The sequence below is a fragment of the Roseofilum capinflatum BLCC-M114 genome (genome assembly GCF_030068505.1).
In the GTDB taxonomy this organism is placed as follows: Bacteria; Cyanobacteriota; Cyanobacteriia; order Cyanobacteriales; family Desertifilaceae; genus Roseofilum; species Roseofilum capinflatum.
On sequence record NZ_JAQOSO010000084.1, the window covers coordinates 1 to 25498 of the forward strand.

General features: G+C 45.3%; 21 protein-coding genes and 1 other RNA gene. 14 read left to right on the forward strand and 8 right to left on the reverse strand.

Annotation, left to right across the window (positions count from 1 at the left end; translation table 11 throughout):
• Positions 1 to 125 precede the first annotated feature (125 nt).
• The 7 genes from PMG25_RS15330 (at position 126) to PMG25_RS15360 (ending at position 6076) form a co-directional block, all read left to right on the forward strand.
• Entirely contained in the window at positions 126 to 1445 is a 1320-nt protein-coding gene (locus PMG25_RS15330; RefSeq protein ID WP_283767772.1) for an MFS transporter, read from the forward strand.
• Between the two features lie 134 nt (positions 1446 to 1579).
• Positions 1580 to 2782, forward strand: a complete 1203-nt coding sequence (locus PMG25_RS15335; protein ID WP_283767773.1) for a RuBisCO small subunit-like domain-containing protein — start codon at positions 1580 to 1582, stop codon at positions 2780 to 2782.
• 58 nt (positions 2783 to 2840) lie between these two features.
• Positions 2841 to 2937: signal recognition particle sRNA small type (gene ffs, locus PMG25_RS15340), an RNA gene on the forward strand.
• Positions 2938 to 2959: 22 nt separating this feature from the next.
• On the forward strand, positions 2960 to 3343 hold the full coding sequence (locus PMG25_RS15345) for a phasin family protein (RefSeq protein WP_283767774.1): 384 nt from the start codon (positions 2960 to 2962) through the stop codon (positions 3341 to 3343).
• Positions 3344 to 3349: 6 nt separating this feature from the next.
• Positions 3350 to 3769 carry a hypothetical protein gene (locus tag PMG25_RS15350; protein ID WP_283767775.1) on the forward strand — a complete coding sequence of 140 codons (420 nt, stop codon included), beginning with the start codon at positions 3350 to 3352 and terminating at the stop codon, positions 3767 to 3769.
• Positions 3770 to 4426: 657 nt separating this feature from the next.
• The gene (locus PMG25_RS15355) at positions 4427 to 5410 is read left to right on the forward strand and encodes an RNA polymerase sigma factor, RpoD/SigA family (protein WP_283767776.1); all 984 of its coding nucleotides are present in this window, start codon (positions 4427 to 4429) and stop codon (positions 5408 to 5410) included.
• Between the two features lie 123 nt (positions 5411 to 5533).
• The gene (locus PMG25_RS15360) at positions 5534 to 6076 is read left to right on the forward strand and encodes a hypothetical protein (protein ID WP_283767777.1); all 543 of its coding nucleotides are present in this window, start codon (positions 5534 to 5536) and stop codon (positions 6074 to 6076) included.
• A gap of 87 nt (positions 6077 to 6163) precedes the next feature.
• On the opposite strand, the gene PMG25_RS15365 is transcribed toward PMG25_RS15360, so the two are convergent.
• From PMG25_RS15365 to hpsL, 6 genes are all read right to left on the reverse strand, one after another.
• Positions 6164 to 7264 carry an acyltransferase family protein gene (locus PMG25_RS15365; RefSeq protein WP_283767778.1) on the reverse strand — a complete coding sequence of 367 codons (1101 nt, stop codon included), beginning with the start codon at positions 7262 to 7264 and terminating at the stop codon, positions 6164 to 6166.
• Between the two features lie 23 nt (positions 7265 to 7287).
• Positions 7288 to 8109, reverse strand: a complete 822-nt coding sequence (locus tag PMG25_RS15370; RefSeq protein ID WP_283767779.1) for a polysaccharide deacetylase family protein — start codon at positions 8107 to 8109, stop codon at positions 7288 to 7290.
• An 89-nt stretch (positions 8110 to 8198) separates the two neighbouring features.
• Entirely contained in the window at positions 8199 to 9365 is a 1167-nt protein-coding gene (gene hpsP, locus PMG25_RS15375; RefSeq protein WP_283767780.1) for a hormogonium polysaccharide biosynthesis glycosyltransferase HpsP, read from the reverse strand.
• 168 nt (positions 9366 to 9533) lie between these two features.
• Complete coding sequence (gene hpsO, locus PMG25_RS15380) at positions 9534 to 10703, reverse strand: hormogonium polysaccharide biosynthesis glycosyltransferase HpsO (RefSeq protein WP_283767781.1); 1170 nt, start codon at positions 10701 to 10703, stop codon at positions 9534 to 9536.
• A gap of 25 nt (positions 10704 to 10728) precedes the next feature.
• Positions 10729 to 11721 (reverse strand): hormogonium polysaccharide biosynthesis glycosyltransferase HpsN, encoded by a 993-nt coding sequence (gene hpsN / locus PMG25_RS15385; protein ID WP_283767782.1) that lies wholly within the window; start codon positions 11719 to 11721, stop codon positions 10729 to 10731.
• Between the two features lie 138 nt (positions 11722 to 11859).
• Complete coding sequence (hpsL, locus tag PMG25_RS15390; RefSeq protein WP_283767783.1) at positions 11860 to 13554, reverse strand: hormogonium polysaccharide biosynthesis protein HpsL; 1695 nt, start codon at positions 13552 to 13554, stop codon at positions 11860 to 11862.
• 139 nt (positions 13555 to 13693) lie between these two features.
• On the opposite strand from hpsL, the gene ndhM reads away from it, so the two are divergent.
• The gene (gene ndhM / locus PMG25_RS15395) at positions 13694 to 14032 is read left to right on the forward strand and encodes an NAD(P)H-quinone oxidoreductase subunit M (RefSeq protein ID WP_283754998.1); all 339 of its coding nucleotides are present in this window, start codon (positions 13694 to 13696) and stop codon (positions 14030 to 14032) included.
• Positions 14033 to 14042: 10 nt separating this feature from the next.
• Here the strand turns inward: ndhM and PMG25_RS15400 are convergent, their stop codons facing one another.
• On the reverse strand, positions 14043 to 14327 hold the full coding sequence (locus tag PMG25_RS15400) for a hypothetical protein (RefSeq protein WP_283767784.1): 285 nt from the start codon (positions 14325 to 14327) through the stop codon (positions 14043 to 14045).
• A gap of 183 nt (positions 14328 to 14510) precedes the next feature.
• On the opposite strand from PMG25_RS15400, the gene PMG25_RS15405 reads away from it, so the two are divergent.
• Positions 14511 to 15920: a NupC/NupG family nucleoside CNT transporter gene (locus PMG25_RS15405; protein ID WP_283767785.1), complete on the forward strand. Its 1410-nt coding sequence runs from the start codon at positions 14511 to 14513 to the stop codon at positions 15918 to 15920.
• Positions 15921 to 15948: 28 nt separating this feature from the next.
• Here the strand turns inward: PMG25_RS15405 and PMG25_RS15410 are convergent, their stop codons facing one another.
• Entirely contained in the window at positions 15949 to 16263 is a 315-nt protein-coding gene (locus tag PMG25_RS15410; protein WP_347178847.1) for a c-type cytochrome, read from the reverse strand.
• 290 nt (positions 16264 to 16553) lie between these two features.
• Between PMG25_RS15410 and PMG25_RS15415 the strand changes: the two genes are divergently transcribed.
• From PMG25_RS15415 to PMG25_RS15435, 5 genes are all read left to right on the forward strand, one after another.
• Positions 16554 to 18524 carry a cation:proton antiporter gene (locus PMG25_RS15415; RefSeq protein ID WP_283767786.1) on the forward strand — a complete coding sequence of 657 codons (1971 nt, stop codon included), beginning with the start codon at positions 16554 to 16556 and terminating at the stop codon, positions 18522 to 18524.
• Positions 18525 to 18735: 211 nt separating this feature from the next.
• Positions 18736 to 19020 (forward strand): hypothetical protein, encoded by a 285-nt coding sequence (locus tag PMG25_RS15420; RefSeq protein WP_283767787.1) that lies wholly within the window; start codon positions 18736 to 18738, stop codon positions 19018 to 19020.
• A 171-nt stretch (positions 19021 to 19191) separates the two neighbouring features.
• Positions 19192 to 20688, forward strand: a complete 1497-nt coding sequence (locus PMG25_RS15425; protein ID WP_283767788.1) for an MBOAT family O-acyltransferase — start codon at positions 19192 to 19194, stop codon at positions 20686 to 20688.
• Positions 20663 to 21565, forward strand: a complete 903-nt coding sequence (locus PMG25_RS15430; RefSeq protein WP_283753351.1) for a hypothetical protein — start codon at positions 20663 to 20665, stop codon at positions 21563 to 21565. The genes PMG25_RS15425 and PMG25_RS15430 overlap by 26 nt, the downstream gene beginning before the upstream one ends.
• A 20-nt stretch (positions 21566 to 21585) precedes the next feature.
• A complete protein-coding gene (locus PMG25_RS15435; protein ID WP_283767789.1) occupies positions 21586 to 25476 on the forward strand; it encodes a glycoside hydrolase family 2 TIM barrel-domain containing protein in 3891 nt (1296 codons plus the stop codon).
• Positions 25477 to 25498: the final 22 nt, after the last annotated feature.

Sequence of the window (25498 nt, forward strand, 5' to 3'; positions counted from 1 at the left end):
ATCAGTCAGTGAAGCGTCAAGAATCACCGCTCCTTTAGGACGGTGAGTATGTCAACAGTAACTCTCTTCATGGTTTTAGATCGATTGAGCTAAAGTATATATGAAGCAGTTAACTAAAGATCCGAGTGACATCACCATCTAAAATTGAAGCCGTCAGCGATCGGGCAGCTCACCAGACGAGCCACAGCGAAAACAATACCAAAACGATTATTCTCGCGGGTGTGGTGGGAAATGTGATCGAATGGTATGACTTTGCCCTCTATGGCTATTTAGCTCCCGTCATTTCTCTGCTGTTTTTCCCCCATAACAATGAACTGGTTTCCCTACTACAAACCTATGGTGTGTTTGCAGCCGGGTTTATCATGCGACCTCTGGGGGCAGGAATCTTCGGTTATATTGGCGATCGCGTCAGTCGCCGCACCGAACTCTTTATTTCAGTCATCCTCATGGCCATTCCCACATTCCTGTTAGGTCTGTTGCCCACCTATAAACAGATTGGGGTTGCTGCACCAATTATATTAATTTTACTCAGATTAGTTCAAGGATTATCCGTAGGCGGTGAATTCACTGGATCGGTCACCTATGTCGCTGAAACCGCCCCTCAAACTCGGCGTGGCTTCACCACTAGCTTCGTCAATGTGGGGTCTACCATCGGATTATTATTAGGTTTAGGGATTGTTACCCTAATGACCCATCTCCTCTCTGAGGCCGATCTGCACAATTGGGGCTGGCGCTTGCCGTTCTTATTTGGCGGTATATTGGGATTGACTGGACTCTACATTCGTACAAATCTCCCCGATTCAGAAGTCTTTGAGGAACACCAACAAGAAAGACAAGTTCCCTTACTCAAGGCCCTAAGACAATCCCTAGTCCCTATGGTACAAGCGATGTTTTATGCCGGGGCCTATAGTGCTACCTATTACATTGTGATGGTCTATATCCCCACTTACTTGGATCGGTTCAGCGATATGCCCCGGAGCAGTGTTTTAGGCGTGAATGTGGTTGCCCTGGCTATTCAGATCGGGCTACTTCCCCTCTTCGGTTGGTTATCCGATAGTACCCTACGGCGTAAATCCTTGTTGTTGTTGACAACCCTGGGTCTGGGGTTATTGAGTTTTCCTGGATTTTGGCTGTTGTTGCAACCGAATAATTACGAGGTGTGGTTGGCTCAAATTCTATTAGCTATCTCAATTGTCCCCTTGTTAGCTACTTCCCCAGTAATGATGGTGGAATTGTTTCCCACAGAAACTCGCCTGACAGCCTATTCTCTCTCCTTCAACCTGGGCGCGAGTATTATGGGGGGAACGTCTCTGTTGGTGTGTACCTGGCTAATTAATATCAGTGGTAATGTTTACGCTCCTGCCCTTTATTTAGTGTTCAGCCTTGTCATTAGTGCGATCGCCTTGGGATTTATGAGCGATCGCAGCCGCGAACCCCTACGGTAGACCAACTCGGTTTATATGCCACTCCCCGATCCTAGCGATCGCCATACCATTCGGTGAGCAACAGGGATCTAGTTTGATACAATACTTGAGTCAAGTTGCCCTATCGGAGATCGGGGCATAAAAAATCTATCCTAATGAATTATTATATTGCCCCTCGATTTCTCAATAAAGTTGCCATCCATATTAGTAAAAATTTCCTCGACTTACCCCAAGTGCCCGTTCCTCTCATTCTAGGGATTCACGGACGCAAGGGAGAAGGAAAAACCTTTCAATGTGAATTAATCTTTCAGAAAATGGGCGTGGAAGTTGTCCATATGTCGGCTGGAGAATTAGAAAGTCCAGATGCAGGCGATCCATCTCGGTTAATTCGATTGCGCTATCGGGAAGCAGCAGAACGGATTAAAGTCCGAGGAAAAATGACCGCATTAATGATTAATGATTTGGATGCGGGAGCCGGTCGTTTAGATGAGCGTACCCAATATACCGTCAATACCCAATTAGTGCATGGCACATTAATGAATATTGCCGATCGCCCCACAGATGTACAACTTCCAGGAAGCTACGACCCCACCCCCCTGCACCGCGTCCCCATTATTGTTACCGGAAACGACTTTTCCACCCTCTACGCTCCCCTGATTCGGGATGGACGGATGGACAAATTTTATTGGGAACCCGATCGCCAAGATAAACTAAGCATTGTTAAGGGTATCTTTGCCCCGGATCGTCTTCCCCATGGCACGATTGAACCCTTAATAGATCGGTTTCCTGACCAATCCATTGATTTCTTCGCCGTACTGCGATCGCGCCTGTATGATGAACAAATTTTAAACCTGATCGAAACCGTCGGTTATGACCAAATTGGCAAGCGCTTGGTCAATAGTAAAGAAAAACTCCCCGAATTTCCCAGCCAAACTTGGAGTTTAGACCAACTGCTGCAAACAGCAGAACAATTGCAACAACAACAGCACCATATTAACCGGCTGAAATTATCCCAAACCTACCAACCGAGTCCACCACCAACAACAGCACCCTCCCCCACAGTGGCGGAGAATTTACCCCAAAAGTCCCCTCCTCTTCATCTCCCCTCAGAGATTACCCAACAAGTGCAACAGATTCTCGATGGAGGCTATAGTTTAGCCGTGGAAATGGCTGATTCTCGGAGATTTAGGACAGGATCGTGGCAAAATGGCGGGCCCATATCGGCTCAAAGTCTGCCAGAGGCGATCGCCCAACTGAGCCATATTTTAGCAGAGCATCCCCAAGAGTACATCCGCTTAATTGCCATCGACCGTCAACGCAAACAGCGCATCCTAGAAACCCTGATTCAAAAACCTTGAAGGCTTAATCTCAAAAAAGTATCCCCAACTGCCGATTAAAGTGCTATCCTAGAGTGCAGACCCGGACTTATGCAATTACAACGCCCAAACCTTGTCAGGACCGGAAGGTAGCAGCAATACGGGATGCTTGTAATAGGCGTAAACTCCGGGTCGCCCCGTGTCAGAAGAGGTTGGAAGATGCCAGGTTTAGGAGATTTCGTCAAGAAAGCATTCTATATGGGAGTTGGGGTGGCATCCTATGCAGGGGAAAGGGCCGGAACGGCCATCTCTGATTTGCGTCCCCAGGCCCAGAAACTGGCGAACGAAATGGTAGAGCGGGGCGAAATCACGGCGGAAGAAGCTCGACGGATGGTCGAAGAAATCGTCAACCGCGCTCAACAGCAGGTTAATGAACAAGCTGAAGAAGCCAATGTAGAGGATAAACCAAAAGAACCTCGCCGGATTGAGATTCTAGACGATGACGATCCCGATCTTTCCACAGATGAAGAAGTTCAAGTCAATCATTTACGAGATCAGGTGAATCAACTTAAAGAAGAACTGAAGCGACTCCAGCAAGATTAAGTGGTTATGGAAGATTGGGAAAAAGACTGGCAGAATCTCTGTGAAAGCTTGACTGCTGGAGTTGAAGAATTATTTCGGGAAGTCGAGGAAGAGTTAGGAGAGTGGGTGGGTGAGCTGGCAGAACTCACGGTCGAGATTGCTGAAACTCTTGATGATTTGCTCTTTTCGGATTTAGATGCTTTTTTCAATGAATACATAGAACCCCTTGAGGACTCCAATCCAGATTCAAGGGAAGATGAGCCATTTTACCACCCCTTTGCCGATGTCGATCGCCCTTCAAGTCATCAACCTCAAACTTGTGTGGGATGTCGTCATTACCATGGGCAAGTTTATGGGGGGAATCTGTTGGTCTGTGGAATGCATCCCTATGGGCCAGAAGATTCCTTTTGTCGCGACTGGGAAGGGATGGGGAATGGACAAAACTGAGAGTCAGGTGACCTTCAGGAGGTGAGGAGATCGCTCGATCCCTTACGCTTGATCTGGACTATGGGGTTGATTTAATCAACAAGTTACGTTATACTACAAATGAAGTTTATCCAGGCTTGAGAGCGGTGACTGTGGGAGTTCAGGAACTCAAAGGGCAAAAATTTCGTCATCTCAATCAACTTGACCCATAGGCAAAGGTTCGGCAATCTCGATGATGAACCGAACTGACACATTCTGGAAAATATTCGATCCTAGATCTTAGAAAAGGAGATGAATTTTTGGAAGCCAAGCCAGCACAAATACTTAGTCTAATTTGCGTAAGACAATTAAACTTCAAATTCACCTGAAAGGAGGAGGTATTTAACCCGAAGTTTAGTTTATTTTAGAGACAAAGTAAGTTAGACAAAACCCTGAAATCCCCCCCATCCTGGTAAAGATAAGTTGAAGTTAGGGCATGTCCCAACGGAACCAGGAGCAAAAAGGTGGGTGAACTGATTGCTCCAGTCCGAGTTGTCAAGATTTGGCAATCAATCGGGAACCCTAGAAATAGATATCTCTAATACTAGATGTCCGGGAAACGTCTACGAAACCAAGTAGGCGATTTTTGGCTCTCAAGTTTTTCTGCATTCACCCCGATCATCACGACTACCTAATCCTATGCCTAAGACCATGACCAAGACGCAAACTAAGCCTCCGACCTATACGGCAGATATGGTAAGGACATACTTACATGAAATCGGTCGTATTCCTCTGTTAACCCACGAGCAAGAGATTGTATTGGGTAAACAGGTTCAGCATATGATGCAGTTGATGGAAGTTAAAGAGGAGCAAGAAGCCGAACTCGATCGCCCCATTAGCGACCAGGAATGGGCAGATCGAGTGGAGTTAGATCCTCAAGAGTTGGATCGCATTGTCAAGCAAGGTCAAAGAGCCAAACAAAAAATGATTGAAGCGAACTTGCGTCTGGTGGTGGCGATCGCCAAAAAATACCAGAAACGAAATATGGAGTTTCTGGATTTAATCCAAGAAGGAACCCTGGGCCTAGAACGGGGAGTGGAAAAATTTGACCCCATGAGGGGTTATAAATTCTCAACTTATGCCTATTGGTGGATTCGCCAAGCCATTACGCGGGCGATCGCTCAACAGGGTCGCACGATTCGCCTGCCGATCCACATTACGGAGAAACTCAACAAAATCAAAAAAATACAACGAGAACTCTCCCAACAGCTTGGTCGCAGTGCAACTCCCACGGAAATTGGCAAAGCTTTAGACCTCAAACCCGCTCAAATCCGTGAATATCTCACCCTCTCCCGTCAACCGGTCTCCCTAGACCTACGGGTAGGAGATAATCAAGATACGGAACTGCAAGAACTCTTGGAAGACGATGGCATTTCTCCAGAACACTATGCCACTCAAGAACTCCTGCGCCAAGATCTACACCATCTCATTGCTGACCTGACCCCTCAACAACAAGAGGTGTTGAACTTGCGCTTTGGACTCACCGATGGTCATGAGTTATCCCTGTCTCAAGTGGGTCAACGCATGAGTTTAAGTCGCGAACGAGTCCGCCAACTGGAAAGACAAGCCTTAACCTACTTACGTCGCCATCGGGGTTTGGTTCGTGAGTATTTGGCCAGCTAAGGAGAAGGGTTTAGTCCCCCCAGAAGCGCCCATTATGTAACCCCCAATCTATGGGTGCTTCTGAAATGTATGCACAACACGCTCATTGATCGATCCATAAAATCATTCAAGGAGGAGACCAGGGTGTTTCAGTTTTTTTCATCTCAGATACAACGCTTGACTACAACGTTAGCTCACTCTTCATCGCTGCTAACGCCTCTGGCGATCGCCCTAGTGGTCTCCTTGGGAAATAGCACTCCCTCCCTGGCTCAAACGGCTTCGCGATCGGCTCAAACCGTTACTGAGTCTGAAAGGGTGGCCCACTTCCCAGATGGGATTTATTTTTATGGAGAATCACCTCAACGGGATCAACTCGGTCAAGGCTATATGGTTTTTGAAGCCCGTGAGCAAAACCTGTTAGGAGCCTTTTATCTGCCCCATTCATCTTTTGATTGTTTCTATGGACAGGTTACCTCTAACCAGTTAGCCATGACTGTGATTAATAGTTACGATCGCACTGCCCATGCCTATCAAATGGGCTTGGAACCGGTGGCGATCGCCTCTAATGAGACTCTAGAGACTCAAGACCTCCAGTTTAAGCCCCAAGGCTTTCACCGCATTCCAGAACTGAGCGATTTAGAGCATGAAATTCTAGAAACTTGTCGCCAAGATCTGCAAGACCATTAGATTGGAGAAGAATTAGAGTCAACAACGGGATCGTCATTGTTGGCTCAGTTTACCACTTCAATTCAATCGTATTGACTATTGACTGCTTTATCCCTTGATCCACTTTCTGAGTTGACGATCGCAAAACACAAATAAACCCGTATATCCCCATAAGAGTATAGCCATACTTAGCATAAAAAACAATATTTTTGGATAAGTGGGTATACTAACATATTTATTAAGTTGACGAAAGATTACGAAAAATAAGGGTTGATGAATTAGGTATATTTGATACGAATATAGACCTAACAAAGAAAAGAAACTCAACAGCCAAACAACAGGTTTCATTTTTTTTCTTTTGTCCAACCATACCAACAGACTCCGAAGTGCAACAAAAAATAACGGAGTAAACAGCATGTCAAAACCGAGCATATAGCGAAAATCAAAGCCTAATTTTCCTAAGTAAATATAAACAATAAATCCCAGCAAAAAGACAAGTAAAGTCCACCAGTAATCTATCTTTCTAAATCCATCATGGTAGAAATAGATAATCCCCCAATACAATCCCAAGCCAAATTGAAAAATATAACTTCCCAGAAAATCATTCTGCAATAAGTACCAATACAGATCTGAGCTTGTATCTGTATTAAAACACAGCACTTTAGTTACCACCCCTAAAAATAGAGTTACAATCAGAAGTATTATCGGTTTACTCTGAGAAATGCGGAAAATAAGTGGCGTAACTAAGTAGGCTTGTAAAATAACCGTAAAAAACCAAAATCCAGGATTAATAGATTGGAAGGTATAACCTGCTAAACCCACTACACTTAGCAAAAAATCTGGAAAAATATATTTTTGAGGATAGGACAGAATAAAATATAAAATTAAACTAAAAACAACAGCCAATAAATAGGTGGGATAAAGGCGATTTAACCGCTTGATTAGCCACGATCTCCAGTCAAAATGAATCGTAGGAAGTAAATTTTTCCTGGCCATGACATAAGTAATATTAAATCCAGCCATGACAAAAAAGATATCAACAGCAGCAAAACCCACTTTAGCACCTAGTTTGTCAAGGGTGACGACTAAGGGGATACGCTCAGGATAATTCTGGAAAAAATGAAAAAGTAAAATACCGAAAATTGCTAGACCTTTAATTTGGTCAATCCAATTGATTCGCTGTCCTGTTTGATTAGGTTGATTAGCCATAAGAATTCCATTAAAACTTAATGTTACAAAAAATCAGCAAAAATATTAAAAAACATCCTTCCTGTATAAGATTGAGGATTTTGAGTAAGTTCAGAAGAAAATTCTGCAATTTTTATTAAATCCTCTGGCGTATCTTTTTGAGTTACTCGAACTCTTGGTAGAGTATACGGATTTTGATTATAACCTAACTTAAAAATTTGGTGATTGTATAGATATCCTGATTGATAATATCTGGCTACAGAATTTTGGATCGAAGGATTGAAGTCATTATAAGCGTAAGCAATATGAGATACAGTCTTGGAATAATGGGAATTAGCTTGATCGTCAAGACAGGATCTTAAAATGCTTTGACCTTTGGATAACTCTATGGTTAATTGATCGGGATCTAAGTGTGTTAATCTTCGATGTCTCCATCCATGAGATTGAATATCAAAAAAATCACTTTCTATTCCTTGTTTTAGTTCTTCGCAAGTTGCATACTTTTTTGATTTTTCATGAGTCATAAACCTTGAATTTACAAATAGAGTTACTGTTAATTGCTTATGATATTTTTGAGAAAGTTTTCTGAGTAAAGGGAGGACTTGAGTATACATGCTTTTGTATCCATCATCAAATGAGATAAGAACTGCCTTTTTACCGATATATTTTTGCGGAATTTTTTGTGACCGTTCTAAAAAATAGGCTTTAAGATCATCGGTAGATAAAAACCAATAATCATTTTTACACAGATATTCTAAGAATTTTTCTAACTTTTTATTTTCGTAATCTAACCCATAATTCGTGGAAGATTCGACAACATCATGAAATCCAAACAAGGAGATTTTTGTGGTCTCTAGATTAAGCATAAGCCAGGGTTCTACACTTAAGGTGCTAGAGATCAAAAATATCAATATAATCACTAAATTAAAAAACCATCTAAGCATGGAAACTTATCTTAAAGAAATTGTTGGTAAACCTCGATCATTTGTTGGGCGATCGCCGGCCAGCTATAGTGAGTGTTTGCATATTCTGCGCCGGCTGCTCCCCGTTTCAGCCGTTCTTGGCGATCGCTCAGAGCCAATCGTAAACTACCAGTTAACGAATCGACATCGCAACCACACACCCATCCAGCCGCCGATTTTTGGATATCTTCCCAAATATAAACCCCTGTGGAGATGACGACAGGGGTTCCGGAGGCGATCGCTTCAGCAACAGCAATGCCAAAATTCTCATAATAGGAAGGCAGCACGAACAGATCCGCATCCCGCAACAGTGCTGCTTTTTCCTCTCCCCGGACAAACCCCGGAAACCGGGTACAAGAGGCTAAAGGCGAGGACTGGATCTCCTGTTTAATTTGCTCCACATAGGCAGTATTTTGTGGATTTCCGCCCGCTAAAACGAACTCAAAGTCAAATTTTTCATTCACCAGGGTTTCCAGGGCAGGCAGGAGCAAATCTAAGCCCTTTTTCGGGTCGATTCTGGACATATAGAGAATCAGGGGTTTATCTGGGGGGATGTTCAGGTTGGCTCTGGCTTTTCCCGGTTCAGGCAGTTGGGGCAGTTGTACGCCCAAGGGTACAATTACCCCTGGGGTATCGGTTCCGAAGCGATCGGAAATTTTCGCTTCAATACTACTGGTAAAATGAATCGCGGCTGCTCCAGCAATATTAGGCTTTTCCCAGAGCGCCGTATAGAGGCGTTTAAGCTGTCGTTTTTTGCGTAAATCTGCTGGGTCTAAAGTTCCCAAAGGACGCATCAGATAAGGCAGTTTTTTCCGTCGGGCAATAGTAGCTGCCGCCGAACTGACGGGAGAAAACAGGGCATGAATATGGGCAATATCATACTCTGAGGCATGTTCAGACAGCCAGTTTAATAAATCTAGGGAAAACTTGTAGCGTCGGAAGGGAGAGCAGCGAAAGTAACGAATGTGATAACCATTTTCTTCCACAGGGCGGTCTAGAGGCACATCTAAAGGCGCTTCTCCCGTATCGCCATTGGAATCTGTAGTTAGAATAGTTACTTCAATACCCGCATCACTCAAGGCCGCAGACAACCCTTTGACCATCTGACTGGGGCCACCATAGACCAGAGAAATCGAAGGAACAATTTGTAAAACGCGCATTATAGTTAAGAGTATAGAAATTTATAGCATATGTACAAAATCTCCCCTCATCCCCCAGCCCCTTCTCCCGCAGGCGCTGCCCTGAGCGAAGTCGAAGGGAGAAGGGGAGAGAAGTCCCTCTCCCTTGGGAGAGGGATATAGGGAGAGGGCAAGATATCCACTTAAAATTTAGGCAAGCAACTGTTCATAAAACGATAATTGTTGTTTTGCCAAAGCCGTATTGGTATAGTGAAGCATAGCCCGTTCGTAACCTTTTTGCGCTAAATCTTGCCGTAAGTCTTGATTTTCCATCATTTGACGCAAACAGTTTCGCAAACCATCTACATTCGCTTCTGGAAAAATTAATCCCGCTTCCTCAATCACATGGGGAATTTCTCCAGAATCCGAACCAATCACAGGCACTTTACAAGACATTGCTTCAATTAAAACATGGCCGAACTGTTCTTTCCAACCGGCCGCTGTTAGGGTTTTAAACTTATAGGTCGTCTCAGAGGGTAAAACCAAGACATCCATTAAATTAATATAGCGATAAACTTGATCGTGGGGGACACTTTCCACAAAAACAAGCCGGTCTCGTAAGCCAAATTCTGAAGCCTTGTTTAAAATCTCTTGCTTCAAATCACCGCGACCGAGCAACACCCATTTCCAGGGATGTTCTGTAATTCCTTTTAAGGCTGTGAAGAGGGTTAAAAGTCCTTTTTCTTCCACAAACCGCCCCACAAAACCCACCACAAATTCATCCGGCTTAATGCCCAATGATATTCTTAACTCTGGTTGCTCTTGGGGGGAAAATAATTGCTCATCTACCCCCAGTTGGGGCATGACTTTAATGGGCCCGTCATAGCCATGATCGCGCAGAACATCCGCTCCGTCTTGGTTTCCCGATATGATTCCGTGGGAATTTTTCAGATTAAAACCCTCTAACACAGAGATGGGAAACTTAACTTCATAGGGTAAGTTCCACCAGGTGAAAAATACATTTTTAGCTTTCAGGTTTAGTTGGTTATTGAGGGTGATTAATTCGGCATGACTGAAGGCTTTTGCGCCTTGTTCGGTCTGCAAGATATTGGGCTTGAATGTTTTTAGCAGTTGCACTAAATCTAGACCAAAGGTTAATAAGCCTTGGTTGTTTTGACTAAAGTTAGATAAAGGCACAACCCGAAAATTGCCCTCATCCACGGGTTGAGTTTCAATGATTTTGTTTTGTACCCCTCCTGGTCGCCATCGTTTGGGGACAACTACGGTTACTTCTATCCTGGGATCGAGTTGGGCCAGTTTTCTCAATTTCTCACGATTGAGATCGACGATATAGGTGTGGCTGGCGATTAAAATTTTCATGATGATCTAGAGTCCAATAACACCATTAAACCGATTGAGAGGTTGTCCATTTTTCGTCTTGCTGGCTATACATTTGCCCAGTTTTCCAGAGAGTTTTGAGTCGAGTTTGCCAAGCACTCAAGTAACCCATGGTGTAGAACCCTGCGCGACTGACAATTTTGATGGGGGAACCACTTTTATTGCAGGGAGGATGACCTAAAACATGGCAGTCAAATAACTTGCTAAAGAACCGGACTTGCTGACCGACGGTCAAATTTTTGAGTCCCATGAGAAAGTGGTTATGGTAGAAGGTAATCTGATATTCTAGCGATCGCGTCGAAATATCGTGACATCCTCCCGTTTCTTCCCCTAAATGCACCAAATTTGCCTCTGGATCGTACCAGATTTTGTATCCGGTCTGGCGCAAGCGCAAGCAAAAATCGGACTCTTCCCGCACCGCACTACCGCGAAATCGCTCATCAAATTCCAGTCCATATCTGGTAAAAATATCACGCCGAAAGGACATATTACACCCACGAGCAGAAATGACTTCCTGAGCTTTCGTGGTATGGACTAAATCAATGTGATACCAAGCGATGCCGGGGTCAAAGGCTTGGGGGGGTAAGTCCTCAATGGTGTAACCATCCTGAGACTCGCCCAACTTCATGCGGTCAAAAACGCGACCCGCTACAGCACCGACTTCCGGGCGATCGTAATTGCGAGCATGGGCCATCAAATACCCGTCCGGTAACACCACATCATCATCAATAAACAGCACCACATCCCCACTAGAGCGCCGTACTGCATAATTTCGCGCTCCAGGTAAACTCGCCCAACTGACTCGAAACAGCTTAATTTTACCTGAATTAGCCATCTCATCCAAGAACGCTTGCACTTCCGGTTTATGCTCGGCGGTTTGATCGACGACTATCAGCTCAAAATGGGGATAGTCCTGCTTAAGGACATCCTGGATACTATCCCGTAAGGGTTCCTCTCGCCCATAGGTAGGAATAATTACAGAAAGAAAAGGTAAACTCATAGTTGGTTACTCTATAGTAGTGGATTGTTTCATCTAATTTGATGCATTAGATTTTGTTTGTAGTGAGCGCTAAAGCGCTAACACCGAACCGAGTTTTCTATTGCCTTATTTTAGTTGAAACAGTCCAGTATAGGGATTCTATCTCCTCTTTTTACTCGATTTACGCCCATTTTTGCCAGATTTAGCCGATTTAGATTTAGATTTCTTGCGTTTTTTCGGATCGGCTTGTGCTTCCAGCAGCGCTTCCAACTCTTCCTTTTTCTTCTGCTCCTCCTTATCAATGGCTGGCAACTTTAACGTAATGCCAGCAAACAACCAATAGTAGACGCACACCGGATCAGTGTCCAGGGGATACCAGTAAGTTTGGTAACTAATAATTAAAATAAATACCCAGAAGCAAGCGCCAAAGTTTCGTAAGCTTTTATCTTTCACCGAACGATAAGATTTAAACGTTTCCCAGGTGAGAACTGTAACCATCAACAAAAACAACGTCAGCCCTGGCTTCCCAAGTTCAAATAGTATTTTTGGAAACCATGTTTCCACCAAAAAAGTCCTCCCAAATGCTCTAGCAGAGTTAGTTGCACGTCCTAATCCATTGCCAAACAAACCGGCTCTCTTGGCAGAACTTTCTGCTTGTTCAGCAATAAAATCGGCGGGGTTAGACGCACCGACTCGACCGATTAAACTATCCCATCTTTCTTGCACAACATCGGGGAATGCTACAGCAGCACCTCCCAATAGCAAGGTCAATCCCAATGCAATGGGAATAAATCGTTTTAGGTTGGCAACTTGACCCGTCAGCACCAGTAAAATAATCGTTACTACTGGTACAAGCATTGTGGCAATTCGTTGCCCTGAAATTACAGAACAAACGAAGTTTAAACCCATGCCAACAAATCCAGCCATTTGCCAGGGAAGAGAAGGATCGCAAAAGGCAGTTGCAAAGGTAAAAAAGGCACTACAAATCATATACCAACCCCAGTGCCAAGGAGAGGGTAACGTACTTGGTAGGCGAATCTGATTTTGTGATGGACTGAAGGTTAAAGAACCTCCCACTAAACATTTGGCCTCAATATCCGCTTTAAATAAAGCATCTCCTATCGCACCGCGTGTTCCGTTGCATGTACCAGATGACAGCATTTGATATTGCATCAAACAGAGAACACAAGTAATAATTGCAAGAATTGTGGTTAAGCGCGTGATCCAGAGCAATTCTTTTTTTCCCCGAATCATATAAAACCCGCAGCTAATTAGGGGGATATATCCCATGAAAACTTTTAAACCTAAAATTCCTAATAAGATCGGTTTATCCCCTGGGTATATTCTTTCAGTTGTATTGATAGCAAGGATGACAAATATACAATAAGCTAATAAAGCGAATATGAAAGGGACTAAAGCTTTGGGCACAAGGAAGGGTAAACGATATCGTTTTGTATATTGATAGATCCCCATTAATCCGGGAATGTAGAACGCATCTTTGGCTAAGTGAAGGAGAGCATTCCCTCCTCCGACCCAATAGACGACCGTGCCGCTGAAGGGCATATAAATATAAAATGCCCACAGAGCTTGAATGGGATAGTTTAAGGAAAATATGAGGACAGCAATACCAAATAATCCGGCCACAAAAAATGAGGGTTCACCCATAACTGCAAATCCAATTAAGCCGAAGACGGAACCGATACCGATCGCCTGTCCGAGGACTCCATTGAACTTTTTGCGAGCATTGGCGGCTTCGCGTTTTTTGGCGGCTAGTTCTTCTTTTGTTGGCGGTGGTTTGACTAGAGTTGCTGGATTAGGTGCTTTTCCTTTGGATTTGAGTTTAGTTTTGGCCATGAGGGAAGCGGAAACGACTCTGCGTTATTGGGTTTGGGAGATCAATACAATTGCACCCTTGCCTAAGATAGCTTAGAGATTGCGTCCGTTGCCGAGCAATGACAGAATACCTGTAGGCTGTTTTTTTATTGACTATTATATGCTACTGAAGTCTACGACCCGCCATATCCGCATTTTTACGGCTGTTATTGAGAAGGAGGAACTGAATCCTTCTGAAAATATGCTGACTCTGGATGTCGATCCGGATAATGAGTTGAATTGGACAGATTCGGCGCTGAAAGCGGTCTATGGGAAGTTTGAGGAGTTGGTGGCGGCTTATGAGGGCCAGGATTTGACGGAGTATAATCTGCGTCGGATTGGCTCGGATTTGGAGCATTTTGTGCGATCGCTCCTTCAGAAAGGAGAACTGAGCTATAACCTGGAAAGCCGGGCAGTCAATTACAGCATGGGCTTACCCCAAGTCGCCGTCGATCAATAATCCTCCCCACCTAAAATCCCTCAAACGGATTAGGCGGTTCAGGACGAGGACGATCGCCCCCTGCCAACTCGGAAGGCGGTCGTTCATCGCTCCAACCCCACCAAGCTTGCCCACATTCACAGAGATAAAATTCTTGCCATTTGCGGCGATGGCCTTGGGTATAAACCGGCGATCGCCGATTTAACCAAACCCGCTCGGCTTCCCTAGAAGTCGCCGCACAACGAGGACAACAAAACTTAAACGCATGGGTCGCCTGCTCTGTCCAAGCCGGTGGATTTAAATCAAACGCTTCCATAAACCTCAAATTCTCCCTAAACCAACGGAGTGCTTATATCCTAAGCTTAAACCCCTTAACCTCAATTTTTCATCGATTATGGCCATTCTGGACTTGACATCGGTCTAATTCCAGAGTCTGATAATAGTCAAATTGGTGTGAACTCACCGGATTGGCTGGCTACTGTAAGGAAGCACTCTGCCCATGAACCCCATCTTAAACCTAATCTCCGCCCTCGGAATCGTCGTCTTATGTCTGATCGCTTGGGTGGGTTCCGAAGACCGCAAAGTGGTTCCCTGGAAAACCATTATCTTTGGGATTAGTCTACAACTGATTATTGGACTGCTCGTTTTCGTCCTCCCTACCCGCGACCTCATTGCCCAACTCAATAATCTGCTCAATGCCCTCTTAGACGCTTCAGAAGCGGGTGCTCGCTTCCTATTTGGGGGGGATACGTCCGCCTTTGTGCCCGATCCCAACCGGGTGGTTGGCCCGGGGCCAGCCGGACGCTGGATTGCGCGGGCAGTCGGTCAACCCTATATCGCTATTCCCGGCGATAAACTTGGCTCCGATAACCTCAATCCGGGCTATATCTTCGCCTTTCGCTCTCTACCGCAAGTGGTCTTCTTTTCTGCTTTAGTGGCTCTGCTCTATCGATTGAATATTATTCAACCGATTGTGAAGGTGTTTGCCCAAATTTTCCAGAAAACCATGAAAATTAGCGGGGCAGAGTCTTTATCGGGAGCCGCTAATATTTTTGTGGGCATTGAATCGGCGATCGCCGTTAAACCCTTCCTTGCTAAAATGACCCGTAGCGAAATCTGTGCCATTCTCACCAGTTGCTTTGGCTCTATCGCTTCCTCTGTCCTCGGACTCTATGCCGGATTTTTGCGCCCCGTCTTTCCCTCCATTGCCGGTCATTTGGTCTCCGCTTCCATTATGACCATTCCCGCGTGTTTCGTAATTGCCAAAATCCTGGTTCCCGAAACCGGAACACCGGAAACCCTGGGTAAAATTCCCGAAGAGCCAGAGCAAGACCCCGAAAAGCGTCCTAATCCCATGGACAGCCTGATTATGGGAGCCTTAGATGGGGTAAAAATGGCCGTCGGTATTGCCGCCGTCATTATCGCCATTTTGGGCTTAGTCGCCCTAATTAATATGGGATTTGATAGCCTATCCGGATTACCTGCACCAGTCGGTACTGTCTTTCAGGTGATCACTCTGCAAAATATTATGGGCTTCCTGTTCTTTCCCCTGACCATGCTCACAGGAGTTTCCCTAGATATTAACGAGATTTGGCAAGCTTCGGTGATTATCGGTCGTCGGGTGTTTGAAACCAATGTGCCACCCTATATTAGTCTTGCTAATCTTAGCCGCACTGGAGCCATTAGCGATCGCGCCATGCTCATCGTCAGCTATGTTCTCTGCGGCTTTACCCACTTTGCCTCCTATGGCATCTTTGTTGGCGGACTCTCTTCCCTGATTCCCGAACGGCGCTCCGAAGTCTCTTCCCTCGGCTTCAAAGCCTTATGGGCCGCTACTCTCGCCACCCTCATGACCGGTTGTATCGCCGGACTCTTTGACTTGGGTAATCCTGCGACATTAGGACGATAAACTGAGGTTTTTCCTCTTGCCTCACCTGCTACAGAGACTCCAAATAACTCAATAAATCCGCCATCACTTGGGGACTGGGCTGAAATTGGGGCATGGGGGGCGTTTTGCCACTGATCACTTGTTCGATTAAACGGCGCTTAGACTTATGCTCTGAAACTCCTTTCAAACTTGGCCCCACTCGGCCATTGGCTTCAAGTCCATGACATCCGGCACAATTCATTTGGAAAATAGCATGACCTTGAACGCGATCGCCTTCCAAAGCCAAGACTTCTTTTAAGTAAGGAGAAGGCCGATCGAAATACTGGATCGAAAAGCCAATTACGCCCACTGACACCAGCACCAGCACTACTATCCCCCAGAGGCGCTTACTCAAGAGGGGGTCACGGAAAGGATGATCCAATATTTTATCACTAAACTGCTTCACCAAGGGGTTTATAACGATTAAATTGAAAACGATCGGAGCAGAACACTCAACAAACTTTGGAGAAATATGAAATTTAATAACATACTAATAACATAACTTAAAATTTCACAACTCTCCAAAACCAGCGTATAGAGACCCGATCTGGTCAAAGTGAAGAGAACACGCTAGGTTATATCTGTCTCCAACGCTGAACCAGCGCGATTTCGCTTATGGAAGGATCTTTTGAAATCACCCTCTTGATTATCCTCACAGTCATGTCCGGGATTAGTGCCCAGGTGCTGGCAGATTTTCTGCGCGTACCGGCGATCGTCTTCCTGTTGCCCTTTGGGATTTTGTTAGGGCCCGATGGTGTAGGATTAATTGATCCTCAACTGCTCGGTATTGGTATTGAAGTGATTGTGGCCCTTTCGGTTGCCCTAATTTTGTTTGAAGGGGGACTGAATCTTGAACTTCGAGATTTGGGTAAAGTTTCTGGAAGTTTGCGGAATCTGGTCACCATTGGCACTTTGATTACGTTGATTGGTGGGGGTATCTGTGCCCATTACTTGGCTGAATTCCCTTGGGGAATTGCCTTTTTATATGCTTCTTTGGTCGTGGTGACCGGGCCGACAGTCATTTCTCCCTTGCTCAAGCATGTGAAAGTGCAGCGGCCGATAGCAACCCTGTTGGAAGGAGAAGGGGTCTTAATCGATCCGGTAGGGGCGATCTTGGCGGTGGTGGTTTTGGATATTATCCTCAATGGGGATGCCGATCCACTTTCTATTATCAGTGGGTTATTGCTGCGCCTAGGCATTGGTGGGGCGATCGGTGCTTTGGGGGGCTGGCTACTGGGTTGGTTTCTCAAGCGCAGTAAGTTTTTGTCTGAAGACTTAAAAAACTTAGTGGTTTTGGCCGGGTTGTTAGGACTGTTTGGCATTGCCCAAACCATTCGCTCCGAAGCCGGACTCATGGCCACCGTTGTCTCTGGGATTGTTCTCCGGGGGTCTTCCCTGCCAGAGGAGCGGTTATTACGGCGGTTTAAGGGCCAACTGACCATGTTGGCGGTTTCCGTCTTATTTATTCTATTAGCTGCTGATTTATCGATCGCCAGTATCTTTGCTTTGGGTTGGGGCAGTGTCTGGACTGTCTTGATGCTCATGTTCGTCATTCGACCCCTGAATATTTGGGTCTGTACCTGGCCCAGTGACATGAATTGGCGACAAAAGTTATTTTTGGGTTGGATCGGCCCTAGAGGAATTGTTTCTGCCTCCGTTGCTTCCTTATTCTCAATTTTATTAACTCAACGGGGCATAAGCGGGGGAGATGCCATTAAAGCCTTGGTGTTTTTGACGATTATTATGACCGTCTTATGCCAAGGTCTAACGGCAGGATGGTTCGCCAGCTTGTTACAAATCACCTCAACGAAAGCCACGGGAGCCGTCATTGTCGGGATTAGTCCCTTGAGTCGGTTAATAGCTCGCTTGTTTGAGGAACAAGGGGAGTCTGTGGTTCTAATCGACACGAATACAGAAGCCTGCCGTCAAGCGGAAGCAGAAGGGTTGCGAGTGTTTGTTAGTAGTGCCCTGGATACGGCCGTTCTAGAGGAAGCGGGACTCGCTTCCATGGGGACATTTTTGGCCATGACCAATAATGGTGAAGTGAATTATGTCTTGGCTCAACGGGCGGTAGAAGAGTTCGATCCCCCTAGGGTGTATGCAGTGTTTCCCCGTGATTCCCAGGGACAGCAACATTCTAAGAGTCCCCAGAAGATTTCCCAGGCATTTATTCCCCACCTGCCGATTAAGATTTGGAATCAGTATGTAGACGAGGGGAAGGTGAAGTTGGGGGTAACGACGCTGAAAACGGAAGGGTTAGGGTTTCAACAGGCCCATTTACAAGCCCTGATCCGGGCTGGGGAGTTGGTTCCGATTTTGTTCTCTAGGGATGGCCGCTTGGAAGTGATGCCTGCGTCGGAAGAGTGGCGCAGTGGCGATCTGATTATTTATTTGCTCCACGATCCGAGACCCGCTCTGTTGAAGCGTTTGTCAGGCGCTTCTCAGGCCAAGCGGTTATCGGTGGAGCGCCTGCCGGAAGTGGAGGAAATCCCCCTGACTCAGGTGGAACCGGAAAAGATTTTAGATGCTGTCCCGGCTGAATCGAAAGCTAACCCGGTTTCAGAGGCAAAGGCGAAGGTGGGATAGGGGAATAGGGAAAAATTACTGATTATCGATTACTGATTACCCATCACCGCCCTGGGCGCTGTAATGTCAAGAATCATGACAGTTTTATCGATGAATTATTAAATATTTTTTCAGGAATATACCAGCTCTGAGAAGGTTAGGGTTCAATGGAGATAGTAAGGAATTTACACGAACAAAGGATTGGGCCCATTGCACGTAAGGACTTAAGGCTATGAAACGACCTTCACAACTAACGCGGTTGATCTGGGATTTTTATCGTGAGAATCAACGAGAATTAAGGTGTTTGCTCCCTTTGTCTCGATGTCAGGTATTTAGGCGGTGGGGGGTGTTACATATTCGCTGTTTCAATCGAGAGATGGCGGATAAGCTCGCTAAGGTCTATGCGTTGATTCGTGAGCCGGTGATCCAATTGAGGTTAGCCCACACAATTAAAATTCAGGTGGATCAGCGATCGGTGGCGGTGGTTGATGTGCCCTCTGGAGAGTTAATTGCTTGATGGCTCCTAGGGTCTCGGTTGACCTGAAAATCCCGGAATAGATAAAGATGAGAATTTTTGTTGGCGATCGCTAAAACAAATTCTCATCTTTTGACTGTTGACAAAAATCACTGGATCTCATTACGTTAGATTAAACTCCGCCCATCCCTCCCCTTTACCGGCCTTCAGGGTATGTTATTCACGAGCTTTACTTTCTTCGTTTTTGTTCTGATTACCTTTATCCTTTATTACTTACCCCTTTTTAAGGGCATACAGGTTCCGATTCTCGTTATTTCTAGTTTTATCTTTTATGCCTGGAGTTCTCCAGCTCTGCTATTATTACTCATTATCTCGATTGGCATCAATGTTTTAACCAGCTTCAAAATTTGCCATACAGAGAAGCGACAAGTTAGGATTCTCTGGGCCGTTTTGGGAGTAGCCGCCAATTTAGGGGTGTTGGGATTATTTAAGTACGGTGCATTGCTCACCAACCTATTTACAACCTTCTTGAATATTAATCCCACTCCAGAAGATGCCCTCATACAAACCCTTTTACATCTACCTCTCCCCATCGGCATCTCCTTCTACACCTTCCAAGGCATTAGTTTAGTCGTCGATGTCCTGCGTCAGCAAGATGCTGAATGGGAAGTCAGAAAACAACAAGAGAAATATTTTGTCCATCTTACCCCTATTCGCTATTTACTCAACACCTCCTTTTTTCTGTCCTTTTTCCCGCAACTGGTCGCTGGCCCCATTGTCAGAGCCAATGATTTTTATCCGCAAATTGCGAGAAAATATTTTCAGGATATCCCTTGGGAACTGGTTTTTCGGGCCCTGGTGTCTGGCTATTTCTTGAAAATGGTGATCGCCGATAACATAAAAGACTATACCTTCTGGATTACCTATCCCTATTATCAAAGTCAAGGCACTCTGACGAACCTAGTCTTGTTATTTGGTTATTCCATGCAAATTTTTGCCGATTTTGCCGGATATTCCTTAATCGCGATCGGTTTAGCGGCATCCTTTGGCTATACTCTACCCGAAAACTTCAATTTCCCCTATATTTCCCGCTCCATTGCCGAATTTTGGCGACGGTGGCATATTTCTTTATCGACCTGGTTAAAATATTATCTCTACATTCCCCTAGGAGGGAATCGGAAAGGTGAAATCCGAACCTATCTTAATTTAATGATTGTCATGACTCTGGGGGGATTATGGCATGGAGCGGCTTGGAGTTATGCAGTATGGGGGATGTTTCATGGTATGGGGTTAGCGGTAGAGCGATTATTGGGATGGGATCGTGTATCTCAATCTAGCGATCGCGATAGAATCCAATGGAAGCCATTCTTGACCGATACTATCCGAGTCTTAGCGGTATTTACGTTTGTTTCTTTCGGCTGGCTTTTATTTAAGCTTCCTGAGTTTAGTCAAGCGGTTGACTTCATGGTAACCCTGGCTAGAAATACTCAGGTGAAACCTGCTCTAATTCGCATTATTCCAGTCTTGCTCTTCTCTCTCCCTGTCTTACTGTATCATTTGCCTCATTTTCCCAATCTGCAAAGCAAAGGGGCGGAACTTCTTGGATCTGGAACCGGAAAAAAATTACAGGTCTTAAGTTTTGGATTGATGCTGGCATTGATAATTCTGAATAAAGGAAGTTCTAATGCGTTTATCTATTTTCAATTCTAAAGTCAGAAAAATAAATTTTGTCGGGCAATGTTTACTCTTATGCTTTACAGTGATGATTGGGTATCAAGTTTTGATTTTTTCAGGTTTGATTAGTCCCAGTGAAGGGATTCATCAAGCTCAGTCTAATTTCATTAAAGCAGAAGAATATGTTTATACTCCCATGAGTCATGCTCAAATGGTTTTGGTCGGAAGTTCGCTAACGGCTAATCTCGATCCCAAAATGATTGGTTCTGATGTTTTTAATTTGGCGATGCGGGGAGGTTGCACGCAAACAGGTCTAGAAATTGTAAGGAAAAAATCATCAAAACCTAAAATCATATTGGTTGAAGTGAATGAGACGATTCAACGGGAACTGGATGTATATTTGATTGATTCTTTGTACAATCCTTTTTTATATTTTATGCGCTCTCATTTTCCTATGTTTAAGCAAGAGTATAGACCGGTTAGTGTGTTGGTGGATAGTTTGAGGAAGTGGTCACAAGGGAATCAAGAATCTGGCACTGCGCCAGATTCTCCGTTGAGGTTACAGGAAATAGAAAGAGTGAAGAAACAATTCAGTAATCCTCTATCTGATGAGACAAAAGCATTGATTATTGAACAAGCTCAGGTGATCAAAAATCAATTATTGGCCATCAGTAGTCAGGAGTCGCGCATTGTTTTATTTAATGTTCCGGGAGAACCGGGTTTAGAAACAACGGTCAAAAAACAGGAAATCGAAGAGCTAATAGAAACTCTTTTTCCGAGCGATCGCTTTGAATGGTTACCGAATCCCCAGAGGGAGTGGAAAACGAGCGATGGGGTGCATCTAACTCAGGGTGATGCTCAAGAGTATGCGGTTTATTTGAGAGAACAATTACTCGATCCGATTTCGGGTTAAACCTTCAGCTCAATGGATTTATGAAGAAAAGGTTAGTACAGTTCTTGGGACTATTTTGTATAGGCTGGATTACGTTAAGCTGTATGGGCGATCTTGGCTATACCTCAGCACCGGATGGGGGGTTTTCTTGTAGAACGCTCCAGGTTACCAGTTATCCAGCACTGACTGAAGTTCCGGAAAATGGCGATCGCGCTCAAGTCTACCTGAATGGGGTATGGGATTTTCAACCGGCGATCGCCTCTACCACCACTCCCCCCCAAAGCAATTGGGGCAAAATTCGTGTTCCTGGGGACTGGAGACGGGAAAACGCCCAATCAGTCCCCGGTGTCCTTTCCCGTGGTACTGGCGACCCTTGGAAGGGCTTTAACGGAGAAACGTTAGCCCAGGCTTGGTATCAAAAACAGGTAAATATTCCGTCTGGGTGGGAAGGACGTAGAATTCTCCTCAGTTTGGAGCGGGTTAGCACGGATGCCAGTTTGTATATTAATAACCGACCTTGTGGTGAAGTGAATTGGCCTTATGGGGCTGTAGATATTACTTCAATGGTTAATCCGGGAGCAGAGAATAATCTCAGTCTTTTGGTTCGTGCCATTCCCGATCGCGATGATAAAGCGGTAATTATGGGGCCGAATGAAATTTACACCACTGAAGCTAAATTAGACTCTCGCGGTTTGATTGGCGAAGTGCGATTATTAAGTATTCCCCAAGGTGCATTGATTAGCGATGTCTTTGTACAACCTTCCACCCGCAAACAACAAATACAAGTTGATGTTGAACTCACAGATGTTAGACAAGCGGGTTCAGTGGAAATTACAGCAAAAATGCTGGATGAACAGGGTCAAGTGGAACGGGAATTTACAGCAACAAAACCCGTTAAAGCACAGTCAGTTCAAACTCTAAACTTAGTCTGGGATTGGCAAAATCCTCGATTGTGGGATGTGGAGCAGCCGAATTTATATACGCTCCGATTGCAAGTGAAAGGAGAGGGGATTGAGGATACCTACGATCAATCCTTTGGTTTTCGAGAATTTTGGATTGAAGGCAAACAATTCTACTTAAACGGCACAGAAATTCGTCTGCGTCCTATTTACCATAAGGATAATTGGCAAGGTTGGGCGGTGGGTATTCCTGAAGCGATCGATCGCATGATTGAGGGGTATCAGTGGGCTGGATTCAATATTGCCGAACTTTGGCCCTGGAATCATGATGAACGGGGACGATGGCATTTTCGCGAGCTGTTGAGCGAACGGGCGGATTTAAAGGGATTTCCTATCATTGCACCGGCTCTAGATATGACTCCTTTGGGGTGGTCAAAGCAGTGGAAAAAGGAAGAAAAACGCAAAGATTGGGAAGAGAGAATGGAGCGGGAATTACGTCGTTATCGCAATCATCCGTCTATTCTCTTTTGGGCAACGAGTCCTAATTTTTTGGGTCATGGTGACGATCAAAATCCGCGTCGAGTTGGGATCAAGAATGTTGTGGGAACTTTGGGTTCACGAGAGAGCGATCGCCGTTGGCAAGAAAGAAGACTCATGGTTGAAGCGGCAGTGGAAAAGATTAAGCACTCCGATCCGACTCGACCGGTGATGGTTCATCAAGGAGCATCGGTGGGAGATATTTATGCTCTCAATTCTTATTTGAATTTGATGCCTCTACAGGAACGGGAAGAGTGGCTTTCCCATTGGAGCAAACAGGGAGAGATGCCCTATTTAGTGGTTGAGTTTGGTACGCCGATATTTACGACGATGATGCGAAGTCGCGATGGTGTAGCGAAGGCGATGCATTCAGAACCTTGGATGACGGAGTTTAGCGCGATTTATTTGGGTAGTAAGGCTTATGAGTTAGAAACGTCAGCTTACCGAGACAAGATTCGCCAGCAGTTTATTGCAGACCAAGACTATCAAAACTGGCATCATCAGCCGGAATTGGATTTTGCACCGGCTTTTCAGGAATTACAGCAATTATTTAGTCGGAATACTTGGCGCAGTTGGCGAACGTTTGGCATCACGGGGGGGATGATTCCTTGGCAAGATGGCCATGGCTGGGAAATTTCTGAAAAGGGTCGAGAGTGGGTGACTAGAGATGCTTTTCAGAAAGGCGATCGAGGGCCCTATTTGGAGAGTATTCCCAAGTATTTTGGGGAGTATTTTCAGCCGGATAGTTATCGAATTTATCCGGGTGGAAAAGCGATTTTAGATAATAATGGGGCAACTCTGGCTTGGATTGCTGGAGGCGATGGGGCGTTTACGGCTAAAGACCATAGCTATCGGGTGGGAGAAGGTCTACAGAAACAAATTGTGCTGGTTAATGACGATCGCCAAATGCAACCGTTTAAGTTGAATTGGGAGGTGGTGGTTGAAGGGGAAACAGTGGCAAAAGGCGATCGCGCAGGAACTCTCGATCCAGCAACCACTCGTTTTTTCCCGGTGGAAGTGGCTTTATCGGATACAGAAATGATTCGCCCAAATGTAAGCTGGCCTTTACAGGGAGAAATCCGTCTCAAGGCGGAAATCGGCGATCGCAAAAATCAACAAGAAGACTCTTTTCAATTCCGAATTTTTGAGGGTTTAAAGCCAAATCATTCTCAAGTGGCGCTTTCTCTCTACGATCCAGTGGGAAAAACTACCCGAATTCTGGAGCAATTGGGGTATGATATCGTTCCCTGGGATGGACAACAAACAGCGCGATTAGTGGTAATTGGGCGCGAGGTGCTATCCCAAGACTATGAACTGCCAGGGGATTTAGCCGATTTTGTGCGTCAGGGGGGGCGAGTGATGATTTGTAGTCAACATCCGGATTGGCTCAGAGATCGGTTAGGGTGGCGAGTGGCTCCCCATATCAGTCGCCGCGTGTTTCCTGTTCATCCCAATCATCGGGCAATTGAGGGATTGGATGCAGAAGATTTACTCGATTGGCGCGGTAATAGTACGTTAATTGAAGCCTATCCCAATACTCTCCAGGAGGCAGGGAAATTGAGTCCTAAAGGTTATCCTTGGTACGGTTGGCATTGGGGTAATCAAGGAGGTGTGAGTAGCGCTGCGATTGAGAAGTTTCACTATGGCTCGTGGCGACCCATTCTAGAGGCTGAGTTCGATCTGGCTTATACGCCTCTGATGGAGTTGGAGTACGGTCAAGGGCGTTTAATTTGGAATCAGTTGGATTGGGAAGACCATGTGCCTTTAGATGCTGCGGCAACTCGTTTGACAGAGGCAATTCTGGATTATGGGGTGACGGAGCCTTTGAGACCCAAGGTTAAGAATGTGGTGTTTTTGGGGAGCGATCGCCAGGCTGCCCAATTAGATGATTTAGGCTTACTCTATCAGAGGGTCGATCGATTTTCTCCCTCTGCCGATTTGGTCATCCTAGGAGAAGGAATCACCGTTCAGGAAGAAGCTCTCAGAGATTATCTAAATCGGGGGGGTAGGCTGTTGGTTTTACCCCGAAAAGAGGGGGAACTGTTAGGGGTGAAAGTCGCACAGGTTAAGGATTTTCCGGGTTCTTTGAACGTGCCCCAATGGCCAGAAACTCAAGGATTAAGTGCTTCCGATTTGCGATCGCGCTCCGGTTATGATACCTGGTTAATTCAATCGGGTGGGGAAATGGCTGCCGATGGCTTATTGAGCCGCTTACAAGTGGGTAATGGGGTGGCTCTTTTTTGTCAAATTGATCCAGAGTGGTTACTGGCAGATAGTCAAACTTATTTGCGGTTTACTCGCTGGCGACAGACCAGGGCAATTTCAGAGATTCTGGCTAATTTGGGAGCTACATTTAAGTCAGACGAAACCCTCTTTGAATCGATTCAACCCCAAAAACGATTCGGTTTCTGGACTTCACCTCACCCAGTTTACCATTCCGATTACCGCATGGACTTTGAGTTAGGCGACGATCCCTATCGCTATTATCGCTGGTAATTTGCTTATGGGTGAGCTTGAG